Source organism: Gillisia lutea (assembly GCF_021568705.1).
Taxonomy (GTDB): Bacteria; Bacteroidota; Bacteroidia; order Flavobacteriales; family Flavobacteriaceae; genus Gillisia; species Gillisia lutea.
Genome location: NZ_JAKGTH010000006.1, coordinates 706,620 through 721,226, shown reverse-complemented (window position 1 = coordinate 721,226; position 14,607 = coordinate 706,620). Strand labels below are relative to the sequence as shown.

The window sequence follows — 14,607 nt, the reverse complement described above, 5'->3', positions numbered from 1 at the left end:
AAATACTAAAATGAATTAAGCGAATTAAACAAAAGAAGTACCTTTGTGAAAATTTATAAAAGTCCATGGCTAGAATACTTACCGGTGTGCAAAGTACAGGAACACCTCATTTAGGAAACTTACTTGGTGCAATTATCCCGGCAATTGAAATGGCTAACCGCCCAGAAAACGAATCGTTTTTATTTATTGCCAATCTACATTCACTTACACAAATAAAAGACGCGGCAACTTTACGCGAAAACACCTATTCTACTGCTGCCACATGGCTTGCATTTGGTCTAGATATAGAAAAAACTGTGTTTTATAGACAAAGTGATATTCCTCAAGTAACTGAATTATCTTGGTATTTGAGCTGTTTTTTCCCCTACCAAAGACTCACCTTAGCACATTCATTTAAAGATAAAGCAGATAGACTGGAAGATGTAAACTCAGGTTTATTTACCTACCCCATGCTAATGGCTGCCGATATCTTATTATATGATGCGGAAATAGTGCCTGTGGGTAAAGATCAGCTTCAGCATATAGAAATGACCAGAGATGTTGCTTCGAGGTTTCATACACAAATGGGAGAAACTTTTGTTGTACCCGAAGGTAAGATCCAAGAGGAAACCATGTACGTTCCCGGAACCGATGGTGCAAAAATGAGTAAATCTAAAGGCAATATTATCAATCTTTTCTTACCAGATAAGAAGTTGAGAAAACAAATTATGGGAATTGAAACTGATAGCACACCGCTAAAAGAGCCTAAAGACCCTAACACCTGCAATGTGTTTGCTATTTATAAGTTATTGGCTAAAAAAGAACAGTTAGAAGAAATGAAAGCGAATTACCTTGGTGGTAATTACGGATATGGCCATGCCAAACAAGCCCTTTATGAGCTGATTATTCAAAATTTTGAGAAACAGCGCGCCTTATATCACTACTTCATGGAACATCCCGAAGAAATTGATGAAGCTTTAAATAAAGGAGCCCAAAAAGCAACTGCCATTGCCAACGAAGTTTTAGCAAGAGTTCGCTTAAAATTAGGATACAATTAAATAACCTCAAAGAGTTTTCCGGGCAATGGCCTAATTGCTCCTTTGAGTTCCATATCTAATAAGATGCCGGCAGTTTTAAATGTCGGCATCTTGCATTTTAAAGCAATTACATCCAATTCCTGTTTTCCCTCATTTTTTAGCTTATCGTACACTTCCTGTTCTACTGGCGACAATTCCATGAACAATCTCTTTTGAACAACTTTAGGAGCAGATGGCACTTCCCAATTAAGCATGTAAATAATGTCGGCAGCCGATGCTACCAAATGCGCCTTTTGATCTTTTATGAGATCATTACAACCTTTACTTTGAACATCGGTAGCTCTCCCGGGTACAGCAAACACTTCTCTGTCGTAAGAATTGGCAATATCTGCTGTAACAAGAGAGCCTCCTTTTTCTGCACTCTCAACAACAAGTGTCGCTTCACTAAGACCGGCAATTATCCTGTTCCGCTTCAAAAAATTATTCCTATCGAATTCTTTACTACTCCAAAAATCGGTAAAGAAACCGCCATTCTCTTCCATTTGGCCCATATACTTCGCATGAACTTTAGGATAAATTTGATTTAGACCATGGGCTAAACAACCTATGGTTTGAAGGTTATGCTTTATTGCAGCTCGATGGGCCGTTATATCAACCCCATAGGCAAAGCCTGAAATAATTACGGGGTTAAGGGGAGCGAGTTCTTCTACCAGTCTTTCACAAAACCCAATCCCATAACTGGTAACCTTTCGGGTTCCAACAATACTGAGAATTTTCCTTTTTTGAAGATCGATATTTCCTCTAGAGTATAGTACCAGAGGGCCATCATTACAGTGTTTCAGTTTATCGGGATAGACATTATCTTTATAAGAGCAAACTGAAATAGTATTCTTCTCTATATATGAAAGTTCTTTTTCAGCAGCCTTCAAATGATCGGTTAGATGTAAACTTTGAAGCTTCATCTTTCCTATTCCGTCAATTTTTAATAAACTTTCCTTTTTAGCTTTAAAAACAGCTTCAGCTGAACCTACGTGTCGTATCAATTTTTTAGCAGTGCTATCCCCCAGATTTGGAACATTTTGCAAGGCCATAAGGTGTAATAATTCTATTTTATCCATAAAATAACCTACTTGTGAATGCTGGTTGACCTTTAAATTAAATAGGTTTAAAGTAGTAAAATTCCCCACACTATCAACTCATTTTCAATGATTAAGAGAAAAAATATTATTAAGAATTTCTCTAAAAAAAGATTTGTTAATAATATATGTTTGCCTAATTTTATGATATCAGATAAAACCTTATTTTTGTTTTGATGACTATAGCTACCCATATCTCCGATTTACTATACCGATACGAATGTGTGATCTTGCCAGGTTTTGGTGCATTTCTAACACAAAAACAGTCGGCTCATTTTGATGAAACTGCTCAAGCGTTCTTTCCGCCTAAGAAGCAAGTTTCCTTTAACGCCCAGTTAAAGAAAAATGATGGATTATTGGCGAATTATATTTCAGAAATAGAAAATATCAGCTATCCTGCCGCTGTTTATAGAATAGATGCCTTTGTGCTCGATCTAAATACGCAGTTAGAAAAGGAGCGAACCCTTTGTTTAGATAATATTGGAAGTCTAAGCCTCTCTTCTGAAGACAATCTTCAATTTGAACCCTATACCGATACCAATTATTTAACTGAAGCTTTTGGATTAAGCGATGTTAAAGGAGTTGCTGTAAAACGTGAAGTTTACAAACAACAGGTCCAGGAATTAGAAGAAAAAGCGGAAATTCTATTTACACCAGAAAGAAGAAACAGCAAATCCTATCTTAAATATGCTGCTGTTGCCATAGTAGCCTTAGGAATTGGTGGGTTTGCAGGTTTGAATATTTATAGTAATAATGTAAGTGAGCATAATATTGCAGAACAACAAACCGCTGAATCTCAACTGCAGCAAAAGATACAGCAGGCCACTTTCGTTATAGATAATCCCCTTCCTGAAATAACTTTTACCGTAACTAAGCAAAGTGGAGATTTTCATATTGTTGCAGGAGCTTTTAGGGTAGAAGAAAATGCTCACCAAAAGGTAGACGAACTAAGAGCTAAAGGTTTTAAATCTCGATATATTGGCGAAAATAAATATGGCTTGCATCAAGTAGTTTATAGCAGCCATGTTACAAGAACTGAGGCACTTCAGGAATTAAGAACCGTAAAACCTTCTAATGAAGGCGCTTGGTTATTGGTTCAGGAACTTTAGTAATCCATTAACTTGTTTTCATCTCGTTTGCACATTACCTTTGCCTAAAAATAGGCAAAATGCAATCGAAAAACCCAAAAGAATCCCGTACTATACTAACCGACCTGGTTCTACCAAGTGAAACCAATCCTCTAAATAACCTTTTTGGCGGAGAATTGCTGGCTAGAATGGATCGTGCAGCCAGTATTGCTGCAAGACGTCATAGCCGCAGGATCGTGGTTACGGCCTCTGTAAACCACGTAGCCTTTAATAAAGCAATTCCGGTAGGAAGTGTTGTAACTGTTGAAGCCGCTGTTTCCAGAGCCTTCAAGAGTTCTATGGAAATATATATAGATGTTTGGGTAGAAGACAGAGAAAGCGGAAAACGAACCAAAGCAAATGAAGCTATTTATACCTTTGTAGCTGTCGATGAAACAGGAACACCTGTAATAGTTCCGGCATTAGATCCAGAAACACAATTAGAAAAAGATCGTTTTCAGGCGGCATTACGAAGAAAACAATTAAGTCTGGTACTTGCCGGAAAAATGAAACCCAATGATGCTACCGAATTAAAAGCTTTATTTACAGAATAAGAGCAACTAATTACATTATATCAAAAAAAACTCCTGAAATATTCAGGAGTTTTTTTTTATTTACATCTTCAAGACCCAGTCTGCCGGATCGAGTTTTTCCATATTCTTGTACATCATAAAATACAAAGTAGTTTTACCGGAACTACTACTGGTGGCGACTTCCCCTAAATCCTGACCTAAAGAAACCACATCTCCTTTGGTAACAAACACTTTAGATAAGTTGTTATAAATGGTGATATAATCTCCATGCCGTACCATAACAGCTTTATTAGCTCCTTTTACTGCCTGTACCTCACTAACTGTTCCTCCAAAAATAGCTTTCGCATTTCCTCCTTTATCGGTTTCTATACGTACGCCATTGCTATTGATAGTAATCGATTTTACAATAGGATGAGGCTGAGTTCCAAATCTGGTTGTCACCACTCCCGATCGTACAGGCCAAGGTAATTTCCCCTTATTACTCGCAAAATTGGCAGCTAAAGCTTTGGCTGCAGGAGTAAGCTCGTAGACATCTCTGGAAGTAGAACCGCTCTCTTTATTGCTTTTGGCAATAGAAGCCCGGATGATCTCATCAATTTGCTTATCAATATTATTGATCTCCTGTTGTTTTTTCTTGATTTGTGAAGCAAACTCTCCTTCCTTGGCACGAATACTCTTCATAAGCACCTGTTGCGCCTCTTTATTTTTCCCTAATTGATTTCTAGTTATCCTATTTTCTGCAATCAACTTCTCTTTTACTTTTTTCTGTTGAAGCAAGTTGGTATTTAAAGTCTGTAACTCTTCTGTGCGAAGCTTTATTTCGTCTCCCTGCTGCTTCCGGTAGTTCGCGTACTGTTTCATGTATTGAAGGCGCTTATAGGCCTGTAAAAAGCTTTGGGAAGACAAAAGGAACATGATCCTACTTTGCTGTGATTTACTTTTATAGGATTTTTCGATCATTTGCCCATAATCCTCTTTAAGCTTCTCCAATTCTTTGCGCAACTTTTGGATCTTGTTGGTGTTAGAATTAATGTCTCTGGTAAGCAAATTAGCCTGCTGGTTAGTAACTTTCAGTAAGTTCTCTGTGGCCTTTATTTGTCTATCCAGATCTTCCACCTCGGTAAGCACCGATTTTTCACGCTGTTTATTAGAGCTTCTCAGGCTATTTATCCTCTTGATCTCTTCTCTAAGCTCAATACGCCGTTGCTCAAGGTCTTCCTTTGTTTTTTGTGCAAACATGTTTCCACTTCCTAGAAAAAGAAGTGTCAAGATAATTAGTCGGGGTGCAATTGATCTAAATCTCATTATTCAATTTCAATTTCATCATAACCTGAAGGGATTTCAAAAGGAAAACTTACCTGTTCATCAAAACTGACAGTACGGTAATTAATTTCAATTTGGGTATTTTTAGGGCCATCATTTGCATTGATCTTAATCTCCTCGGGCATGCGCTGGTTGCCCACCGTTTGATATTTGGGATAGGTAACGGTAACACTTCTGTTCTCCTTTTCCTGTGATAACTGCTGAGCCAGTGCCTTGTAACTCCCTGCATCCAATAAAAATAACTTTTTAATGGCTTCCATGGTATTTACGGGTTCCAATTGATAGCCTTGGGTAGATTCTGTCAATTTATACTTATCGGTTCGCAAATCGTAAATACTCTGACCAATTAATAAATTTTGCAGTTTATCATAATCTAACGGCGTGCCCAGCCATTTGCTAACAAGGCTGAAGTCGCCATCAAAATAAGTTTTACCAATTTTCTCATAGTAACTTACTCGGTCTTTAGTAATTAAAGCCTTAGCCAACGGAATACCCAATAATTGGGCACTCATCCAGATAGCACTATCCTTTTTCATTCGAAAACTCACAGTCACCGATTGAGTTCTTTCTTCATCCTGATACTTTAATCGTAACCTGCTATTAAGTGTTTTAAAATAAAGTTCATTCCGGTAATGCTCAGACACCACTTTAGAAGTGGCTGCGTCTTCAATTTCAAGAACTTTTTTCTTACCGCTACATGCCGCTAATAGCATTACAGCGCTTATAATAACAATTAATTTCTTCTGCATTTAATTCTTATTTTGTTTAAATGAATTCAGCTTCTCTTTGTATTCATTTATTTTAATATCATTTTTTAAGCCAATACCTGCTAACAGCAGTTGTTCATAGAAATCGATGCTCATATTAACATCTTCTATAATATAATCAACGCCAAATGTAAGTATTTCTTCTGCCTCTTCGTACGACTGCATCTTATTTAATGCGGCACCTCGAATAAGATATAATAAAGGTTGTGCAGGGTACAATTCTAGAGCAGCCTTACTTATTTTATTTACCTCAGATATCCTGTTAAGCTCCAAACATAAGAGCAGAGTGTTTTTTAATAGATCATAATTAGCTGGATCTTTCTCCAGACCCATTTCAAAATAGGAGATAGCTTTTTCTTTTTCATTTCTAAGGATATAGTATTCGCCAAATCTTTGATAGATCTCTGGTTTATTTTCCTTTTCCGAAAAGATAGCTGCCACTTGTTTTAGCTCATCTTCATAACCCGGGTGGGTGTTTACAAATTGAAGAAAATCATTTAATACCTTAAACTTTGAGTCGGCATCAATTTCTTCTGCTGCCAATACTAATTTCATTGAATTTACCGCCTGCCCCGTTTTATTAGAATCTAAATAAAACTTATATAAAGCCAAATGCACCACTTTTGATGAAGGAAAGGCCTTCCTCATCTGCTCGGCAGCTTCAAAAGCCTCTTTTATCATTCCCTGTTCGCTGTAAACGAAGATCAAATTAAGGTAATTGCTTTCGTTTTCGGGAGAGGCCGCAATGGCTGTTTTCAGAGTTTCAATTTGAGCAGAAGTGTTATTTGTAAGCGCATATATTTGCTGCCGTAAATTTGTTCTGTATTCATTAATCCCCCATTTTGAATCAAGACTATCCAATAAGATAATTAGTTCATCGTACTGCCTGGTTTCCAAATAAAGCGCTGCGAGTTTATCGTTATAATCAAGATTAAAAGGAATTAATCTTTTCGCAATGATAATAGCGGGGGCATATTGTTTATTCAAATAATAAATATCCAGCAATTCTGCCATTATCCATTGGTTATTAGAATCTAATCTATTGGCTTGTTGAAGATTATGGGCTGCTGCATCAAATTGTTTTAACAGCTTATAATTCTTTCCCAATTCAAAAAAGATTACCGCATTTTCCGGCTGTAATTGCTTACAAACCTCCAATGCGGTGATTGCTTTTTCGTAATTCTCAATTGCTTTCTGTTTTAAGGCTTCAAAAAAATATTCCTGAAACTCATCACTAACATTCCCCAGATCATCCTGACTAACCTCATGTAAACTATGCTGCCCTTCCTGTGCCATTACAGCAGAGGAAAAGAGGATAGTTAATATGATGCAAAACAGGTTAATTTTCATCTTTTCTGAAGCTATTAAGCATTTTTAATGCCTGTAATATGAGCGCTTATTCTAACACAGAGTAATCTCCAATACTAATTTGAGTAAAATTACCATCAAATTTTGCGTGACTCCCAATCATGGCGTTATCCAGTTTGGCATTTTTTACTACCGATTCATTTTGAATAAGACTATTCTTGATAGTTGCATCGGTGATCTTACACCCATTTCCTATAGATACATTAGGGCCTATTTTTGCATTCACTAATTCTACATTCTCACCAATAAAACAAGGTTCGGTGATTTCAGAATTGATGATCTTTACAGAATCGGCAATCAGCTTTTCTCCATCCTGATGAAGGAAACTGAGCATTCTACCATTGGTTTCCACGGTAACATTCTTATTCCCGCAGTCCATCCATTCATCTACCTGTCCCGGAACAAAGATCTTACCCTTCTGTTTCATGGCCTCAATACCATCATTTATTTGATACTCTCCTCCACGAATGATATTTTGATCTAATACATTTTGAAGTTCTCCTTTTAAAACCGCGACGTCTTTAAAATAATAGATTCCAATTACAGCAAGATCTGAAACGAAATCTTCAGGTTTCTCTACTAAATCGGTGATCTGATTTTTATCATTCAACTTAACCACCCCGTAGGCACTTGGATTTTCCACTTGTTTCACCCAAATTACGGCATCAGCATCTTTATCTAAAGTAAAATCGGCCTTAAAAAGGGTATCAGCATAAGCAATTACTGCAGGTCCTTCTAAAGAATCTTTAGCACACATTATAGCATGCCCAGTTCCAAGAGGTTTATCCTGGTAATAAATGGTTCCTTTAGCACCCATTTTTTGAGCTATCTCCAGAAGATCTTTCTCCACCTTCTCTCCAAAATCCTGACCGATTATAAAGGCTACTTCCTCCACTTTCTCATCCAACACCTTGGCAATATCTTCCACCAAACGGTGTACGATTGGTTTTCCTGCAATAGGAATAAGAGGTTTTGGAACTGTTAAAGTGTGTGGACGTAATCTTGAACCGCGACCGGCCATTGGTACTATTATCTTCATCTTAACTATTATTTATTATGAAACCTCCCCCATGAATGCCAGAAAGAGATTTGCTCTTCATTAAAAATTTATTCTTCAATTATTTGCTTCCGGTACTGCCAAAACCGCCTGCTCCTCTACTAGTTTCATCTAAAACATCTACCTCTTCCCAAGAAATATGTTCATGTTTGGCAATTACCAATTGTGCTACCCGCTCTCCATTTTCAACTATAAATTCGTCATTAGAAAGATTCACTAAGATCACTCCTATTTCCCCTCTATAATCGGCATCGATGGTCCCAGGAGCGTTGAGTACGGTTATTCCGTTTTTAGCAGCTAAACCACTTCTTGGTCTTACCTGGGCCTCATAACCTACCGGTAATTCAATAAATAAGCCAGTTTTAACAATGGCACGCTCTAAGGGTTTTAACGTAATTGCTTCTGGAATATTGGCACGCAGGTCCATTCCCGCTGAAGCTAGTGTAGCATAATGCGGTAAATCGTGGGAAGACTTATTAATTATCTTTATTGTCATTTCTTTAAAATTATCAGTTTAAGCGCTGTTTTTTCGTTTACAAAGATCAAAAATATAAATCCAAGCCATAGGCCTATTTTAATAAAATAATTGTCGGAAAAAACGTAAAACGAAAGTCCGGAAAATAAAATGGAGCCCAGAAAATATAAGCTCATTTTCTTTAAATTATAAGGTATTGGAAAATACTTCTGTCCTAAAATATATGAAAGCAACATCATCGTTCCATAGGCACTTACCGTAGCAATTGCTGAGCCCATATAACTCATTTTAGGAATGAGTATAAAATTGATAACTAATGTTATTACAGCTCCCACAATAGAGATGTAAGCCCCAAAACTTGTTCTGTCGGTAATCTTATACCAAACAGATAAGTTATGATAAATCCCTAAGCAGAAATTAGCCAGCAAGATTAACGGAACAATTTTCATGGCCTCCCAATAGCCGGGATCTCTAATCAATAATTCTTTTAAAAGATCAGAAAAAACTACTACGGTAATGAGTATTATCGATCCAAAAGCTACAAAATACCTTGTAATAAGGGCATAGGTTTCGGGAGCATTCTTATTGGATGCTTGGCTAAAGAAAAAAGGTTCAATCCCCATTCTAAAGGCTGTAGCGAAGAGGGTCATAAATATTGCTAACTTATAACATGCTGTATACGCTCCTACTTCAATTTCAGCAATATCTGCAGGCAGTAACCAGTCTAATAAAATTCTATCGAATGTCTCATTGATAGCGAAGGCAATTCCAGCAAATAATACCGGATAAGCATACTGAATCATCTCCTTCCATAGTTTGGTATTAAAGCTGAAACGTATTTTGAAATAGAAAGGCAACATCACTAAAAATGTAAATACACTCGCTATTAACATTGAAATAAAGATGTACGCTATTTCATTACCGGGTTCATAAAGATGATTCCATACATCGCTTCCACTTTTTGCCAATTTAGGCAACAGCAGCAATAGGAAAACATTTAAACCTAAATTAACGACTACATTAAGGATCTTGATAATCGCATACCTCATAGGCTGCTCATTAGCCCTTAGCCAGGCAAAAGGTATAATTACTAAGGCATCAAGAACCAGCACGAGGATGGTATAAGTAATATATTCTATGTCTATACCGGAGATTAGGGCTAAATTTTCTCTAAACCCAAAGGCTGCCACAAGAAAAACCAATGTAGAAACAATTAGAGAAATCGTAGAAGTAGAAACTACCGCTCCTTTGTCTTTCTCCTTATGAAAAAATCGGAAAAATGCGGTTTCCATTCCATAGGCCAGGAGTACATTAAATAGTACGATCCACGAAAAAATAATAGACACTTCTCCATATTCTTTTACCGGTAAGACATCAGTATATAATGGAACCAAAAGGAAGCTCAGCATTCTTGGCAGTACTGTTGCTAAACCATATATAAATGTTTGCTGAAAAAGTCTTTTAAGGCTACTCAAATGAAGGCGGGTTTAAAGCATAAATATCCTAATTAATCGGCTAAATTCCTTAAACCGTATCTAAAATTTAGGATTTATTCCTGAGATCGTTCCTTAATACCTTTCAACTTAAAATATTTCGATTTCCCATTTTGAGAAAAAAGGAGAATAGCTTCATTATCCTGAATTTTGAAATCGGGAAGATCGGATTTTATAGGCATTTTATTAGCATATTCCTCTGTGGGATCGGAGCTCATAATGAAATCCCGTTTTCCACTTGTTAATTTGGCAATATATAGGCCCGGAGTAGATGGATCTTTCTCCAAAGGCGCCATCATATTTCTGAAATAAATAGAATCTAACCTAATGCGTTCTGTTTGAATTGCATTAACAGGGAGGTAGAATGTAGTTATATTTCCCTGAACGTCGAAATATGCTTCTCCAAATTGCGCAGGAGAACGTTCCTGCAGATCTTTATTGCCGGCACAGCTGCTAAACATTATTACAGCCAATACTGCGCTACACACTAGTAATAAATTTTTCATCTCAAATATTTTATGGTTCAACAAGATAAAACAAAATAAGTGCCAAAAGAAAAACCCCTTAGTATTACCAAGGGGTTTTTATGATTATATAAACTTCTTATGTAGTTTAAGAAGTGAAGGTCTAATTATTTAAAGCTTCGGCTCCACCAACAATCTCTAAGATCTCATTGGTAATTGCAGCCTGACGAGCTTTGTTATAAGATAACTTAAGCGAATTTCTAAGTTCAGTAGCATTATCAGTGGCCTTGTGCATCGCCGTCATACGTGCACCATGTTCAGAAGCAAGAGAGTCACTCATGGCTTTGAAAAGTTGCATTTTTAAAGACTTTGGAATCAGATTTTTTACGATCTCTTCCTTCTCAGGCTCAAAGATATAATCTAAAGTAGTATTTCCTTCTGATTCAAACTGCTGGATAGGTAGGAATTGCTCTGTAGTAACAATTTGAGTTGCAGCATTTACAAATTGGTTGTAAACAAATACGATCTCATCATACTTACCATCAACAAAGCTCTGCATCAACTCTTCGGCGATCTCGGCTACGTGCTCAAAATCTAAATGATCATAAATGGCATTATTATTTCGAGTAGGCATATCTCCTTTCACCAAAACATCGTTTGCCTTTTTTCCTAAAGTTAAAAGCTCAACATTCTTATTGCTGTATTTAGTAGCAACCACCTGTTTTACACCTTTTATAATATTGGTATTAAAGGCACCGGCCAAACCTCTGTTAGAAGAAATAGCAACTACAAGAACATTTTTAACTTCTCGCTGTTCAGCAAATTTACTACCGCTATCTCCTTCAAGAGTTGCACTTAAGCTTTGAAGCAATTCTGTTAACTTTTGAGAATAAGGGCGCATTGCAGTAATGGCATCCTGTGCTCTGCTCAACTTTGCAGCAGATACCATTTTCATGGCACTGGTAATTTGCATGGTTGATGAAACCGATGTAATCCTGCTACGTAATTCTTTTAAGTTTGCCATATGTAAGTACTTAAAATTGGGTAGGATTATTTTTTAATCCTACCCAATGATAAAATATGATTATGCTTTATATTTTGCTGAAAGTTCTTTTGCTGCCGCAGTTAGAGTATCGGTAACTTCATCGGTTAATTTTCCGGCCTTAAGCGTATCCAGAACATCACGATGTTTTACATTAAGATATTCTAGGTATTCCCCTTCGAATTCTTTTACTCTATCTACAGGAACATCTCTTAAAAGGTTTTTAGAACCAGCAAAAATAATTGCAATTTGATTCTCAACCGGATAAGGATCATTCTCAGCTTGTTTCAAGATTTCTACGTTACGCTTACCTCTTTCAATTACATTAAGAGTTGCTGCATCAAGATCAGATCCAAACTTAGCGAAAGCTTCCAATTCACGATATTGTGCCTGGTCTAATTTAAGAGTACCGGCCACTTTCTTCATCGCTTTAATCTGAGCGTTACCACCTACACGTGATACCGAGATACCTACGTTAATTGCAGGACGTACCCCAGAGTTAAACAAATCGGAAGTTAAGAATATCTGCCCATCGGTAATAGAAATTACGTTGGTTGGAATATATGCAGAAACGTCCCCTGCCTGAGTTTCGATAATTGGCAAAGCGGTTAAAGAACCACCACCTTTCACCAAATGCTTAATAGAATCTGGAAGATCATTCATTTCTGAAGCAATCTTATCGTTGTTTATCACTTTTGCAGAACGTTCTAATAATCTAGAGTGCAAGAAGAAAACATCCCCAGGATATGCTTCACGTCCCGGTGGACGACGTAATAATAAAGATACCTCACGGTAAGCTACCGCTTGCTTAGATAAATCATCATACACAATAAGCGCAGGACGACCAGTGTCTCTAAAATACTCACCAATTGCAGCACCTGCAAAAGGAGCATACACTTGCATTGGTGCAGGATCGGATGCGTTTGCAGCCACAATGGTAGTATAAGCTAAAGCACCTTTATCTTCTAATGTTTTTGCAATACCTGCAACAGTAGAAGCTTTTTGCCCAATAGCAACATATATACAATATACCGGTTCTCCGGCATCGTAAAATTCTTTTTGATTCAAGATGGTATCGATACACACAGCAGTTTTACCTGTCTGACGGTCACCAATAACCAACTCTCTTTGTCCTCTACCAACTGGTACCATAGCATCAATAGCTTTGATTCCCGTTTGCATTGGCTCGGTAACCGGCTCACGATAAATAACCCCTGGAGCTTTACGGTCTAATGGCATATCATAGGTTTCTCCTTCAATAGGACCTTTACCATCTATAGGAGCTCCTAAAGTATCGATTACCCTTCCGCTAATTCCTTCACCCACCTTAATAGATGCAATACGCTGCGTTCTTTTAGCTACAGATCCTTCTTTAATTTCTTTAGAAGGTCCTAAAAGTACCACCCCAACATTGTCTTCTTCAAGGTTAAGTACAATTCCTTCTAATCCACTTTCGAATTCAACCAATTCCCCGTATTGAGCGTTAGCTAAACCATAAATACGAGCAATACCATCACCTACGGTAAGTACTGTTCCTACTTCATCTAGAGAAGCTTTTGCTTCAAAACCTGAAAGCTGTTTTTTTAATATTGCTGAAACTTCAGCAGGATTTACTTCGGCCATAATTATTTAGAATAAAATTGGTACACGCCGGTGCACCTGTTTTAATTAAATTTTTGAAATATACGCGTTGTTCTTGAACTCACGTTTTAAATTGCTGAGATTCTTAGCAACACTTGCATTATATTGAAGGTCACCTATTCTAAGAATAAAACCTCCTATTATTGATGGATCTACTTTATTATCGATAGTAGCACTGTTCCCGGTAAGTTCCTTTACCTTATCCAGGATCTTAGCTTCCAGATTTGCATCGAGAGGAATTGCAGTAGTTACAGTAGCAACTTGTACATTATTCATCTCATTAAATAAAGCAGTATATTTTTGAGCAACTTGTTTTAATTGGGCTATTCGGTTGTTTTGTAATAACACATCAAATGCACCAAAGGTAGTTGCATGAGCATCTTTAAATACTTCTTTTAAAGCATTTGCTTTAAGGTTGGCTTTAATAACCGGGCTAGCAAGAAAATCCTCTAGCTCGTCACTGGCCATAATAGTTTGCGCTACACTCTGCATATCTTTGTTCACCAACTCGACAGCATTTTGCTCCTTTGCTAGATCTAAGATTGCTTTTGCGTACCGTTGTGCGGCTCTAGTCCCTTTCATAGTGTTATTTTAAAGTAACATCTGCCAACATATCTTCAACCAGCTTTTGCTGCCTGTCTTTGTTGGATAATTCCTCACGAACTACTTTTTCAGCTATTTGAATCGAAAGCGCGGCAACCTGATTTTTAATATCGGCCATTGCAGCATTCTTTTCATTTTGAATTATTGCCTGTGCTTGAGCAACAATTTTATCAGCCTTTTCCTGAGCTTCCCCTGTAGCTTCAGAAACAACTTTTTCTTTTAACTCACGGGCTTCTTTAAGGATAGCGTCGCGCTCTGCACGAGCCTGCTTCAACAATTTATCGTTGTCTGCCTGTAAATTCTGCATTTCCTTTCTTGCATTCTCTGCTGAAGCTAATGCATCATTAATAGAATCTTCTCTGTTTTTAACAGCACCAAGAATAGGTTTCCAGGCAAATTTTGCCATTAAGAAGATCAAAACTAGAAAAACGATGGTTTGCCAGAAAAACAAGCCAATTTCAGGAGTTATTAAATCCATAGTTATTTATATAATATTTTATAATTCAATCATTAAATTAAATCTGTTCGCAACCAACCGTTGCGAACAGATTTTTTAAGTTTT

At 37.1% G+C, this 14,607-nt stretch carries 15 protein-coding genes; 3 read left to right on the top strand and 12 right to left on the bottom strand.

What is annotated here, in order from left to right; all coding sequences use genetic code 11:
* Positions 1-65: 65 nt before the first annotated feature.
* Positions 66-1,037: a tryptophan--tRNA ligase gene (trpS, locus tag L1I30_RS03310; protein WP_236132825.1), complete on the top strand. Its 972-nt coding sequence runs from the start codon at positions 66-68 to the stop codon at positions 1,035-1,037.
* Here trpS and dprA read toward each other — a convergent pair.
* The gene (gene dprA / locus L1I30_RS03305) at positions 1,034-2,134 is read right to left on the bottom strand and encodes a DNA-processing protein DprA (RefSeq protein ID WP_236132824.1); all 1,101 of its coding nucleotides are present in this window, start codon (positions 2,132-2,134) and stop codon (positions 1,034-1,036) included. The two genes, trpS and dprA, sit on opposite strands and share 4 nt — an antisense overlap.
* Before the next feature lie 194 nt (positions 2,135-2,328).
* On the opposite strand from dprA, the gene L1I30_RS03300 reads away from it, so the two are divergent.
* Positions 2,329-3,261: an HU domain-containing protein gene (locus L1I30_RS03300; RefSeq protein WP_236132823.1), complete on the top strand. Its 933-nt coding sequence runs from the start codon at positions 2,329-2,331 to the stop codon at positions 3,259-3,261.
* 59 nt (positions 3,262-3,320) lie between these two features.
* Positions 3,321-3,833: an acyl-CoA thioesterase gene (locus L1I30_RS03295; protein ID WP_236132822.1), complete on the top strand. Its 513-nt coding sequence runs from the start codon at positions 3,321-3,323 to the stop codon at positions 3,831-3,833.
* 60 nt (positions 3,834-3,893) lie between these two features.
* On the opposite strand, the gene L1I30_RS03290 is transcribed toward L1I30_RS03295, so the two are convergent.
* The 11 genes from L1I30_RS03290 to L1I30_RS03240 all read right to left on the bottom strand — a co-directional run bounded on the left by L1I30_RS03290 (position 3,894) and on the right by L1I30_RS03240 (position 14,523).
* Positions 3,894-5,117 carry a murein hydrolase activator EnvC family protein gene (locus L1I30_RS03290; protein ID WP_236132821.1) on the bottom strand — a complete coding sequence of 408 codons (1,224 nt, stop codon included), beginning with the start codon at positions 5,115-5,117 and terminating at the stop codon, positions 3,894-3,896.
* Complete coding sequence (gene lolB1 / locus L1I30_RS03285) at positions 5,117-5,884, bottom strand: lipoprotein insertase outer membrane protein LolB1 (RefSeq protein WP_236132820.1); 768 nt, start codon at positions 5,882-5,884, stop codon at positions 5,117-5,119. Before lolB1 ends, L1I30_RS03290 begins: the two co-directional genes overlap by 1 nt.
* Positions 5,885-7,252: a tetratricopeptide repeat protein gene (locus tag L1I30_RS03280; RefSeq protein ID WP_236132819.1), complete on the bottom strand. Its 1,368-nt coding sequence runs from the start codon at positions 7,250-7,252 to the stop codon at positions 5,885-5,887. It lies immediately after the preceding gene.
* Positions 7,253-7,298: 46 nt separating this feature from the next.
* A complete protein-coding gene (locus tag L1I30_RS03275) occupies positions 7,299-8,309 on the bottom strand; it encodes a sugar phosphate nucleotidyltransferase (protein WP_236132818.1) in 1,011 nt (336 codons plus the stop codon).
* A 79-nt stretch (positions 8,310-8,388) separates the two neighbouring features.
* Positions 8,389-8,823: a dUTP diphosphatase gene (dut, locus tag L1I30_RS03270; RefSeq protein ID WP_236132817.1), complete on the bottom strand. Its 435-nt coding sequence runs from the start codon at positions 8,821-8,823 to the stop codon at positions 8,389-8,391.
* Positions 8,820-10,277, bottom strand: a complete 1,458-nt coding sequence (locus tag L1I30_RS03265; RefSeq protein ID WP_236132816.1) for an oligosaccharide flippase family protein — start codon at positions 10,275-10,277, stop codon at positions 8,820-8,822. Before L1I30_RS03265 ends, dut begins: the two co-directional genes overlap by 4 nt.
* Positions 10,278-10,351: 74 nt before the next feature.
* On the bottom strand, positions 10,352-10,801 hold the full coding sequence (locus L1I30_RS03260) for a hypothetical protein (RefSeq protein WP_236132815.1): 450 nt from the start codon (positions 10,799-10,801) through the stop codon (positions 10,352-10,354).
* Positions 10,802-10,922: 121 nt separating this feature from the next.
* On the bottom strand, positions 10,923-11,783 hold the full coding sequence (atpG, locus tag L1I30_RS03255; RefSeq protein WP_236132814.1) for an ATP synthase F1 subunit gamma: 861 nt from the start codon (positions 11,781-11,783) through the stop codon (positions 10,923-10,925).
* 60 nt (positions 11,784-11,843) lie between these two features.
* On the bottom strand, positions 11,844-13,424 hold the full coding sequence (gene atpA, locus L1I30_RS03250; RefSeq protein ID WP_236132813.1) for a F0F1 ATP synthase subunit alpha: 1,581 nt from the start codon (positions 13,422-13,424) through the stop codon (positions 11,844-11,846).
* A gap of 45 nt (positions 13,425-13,469) precedes the next feature.
* Complete coding sequence (atpH, locus tag L1I30_RS03245) at positions 13,470-14,024, bottom strand: ATP synthase F1 subunit delta (RefSeq protein WP_236132812.1); 555 nt, start codon at positions 14,022-14,024, stop codon at positions 13,470-13,472.
* 4 nt (positions 14,025-14,028) lie between these two features.
* Positions 14,029-14,523, bottom strand: a complete 495-nt coding sequence (locus L1I30_RS03240) for a F0F1 ATP synthase subunit B (protein WP_236132811.1) — start codon at positions 14,521-14,523, stop codon at positions 14,029-14,031.
* Positions 14,524-14,607 lie beyond the last annotated feature (84 nt).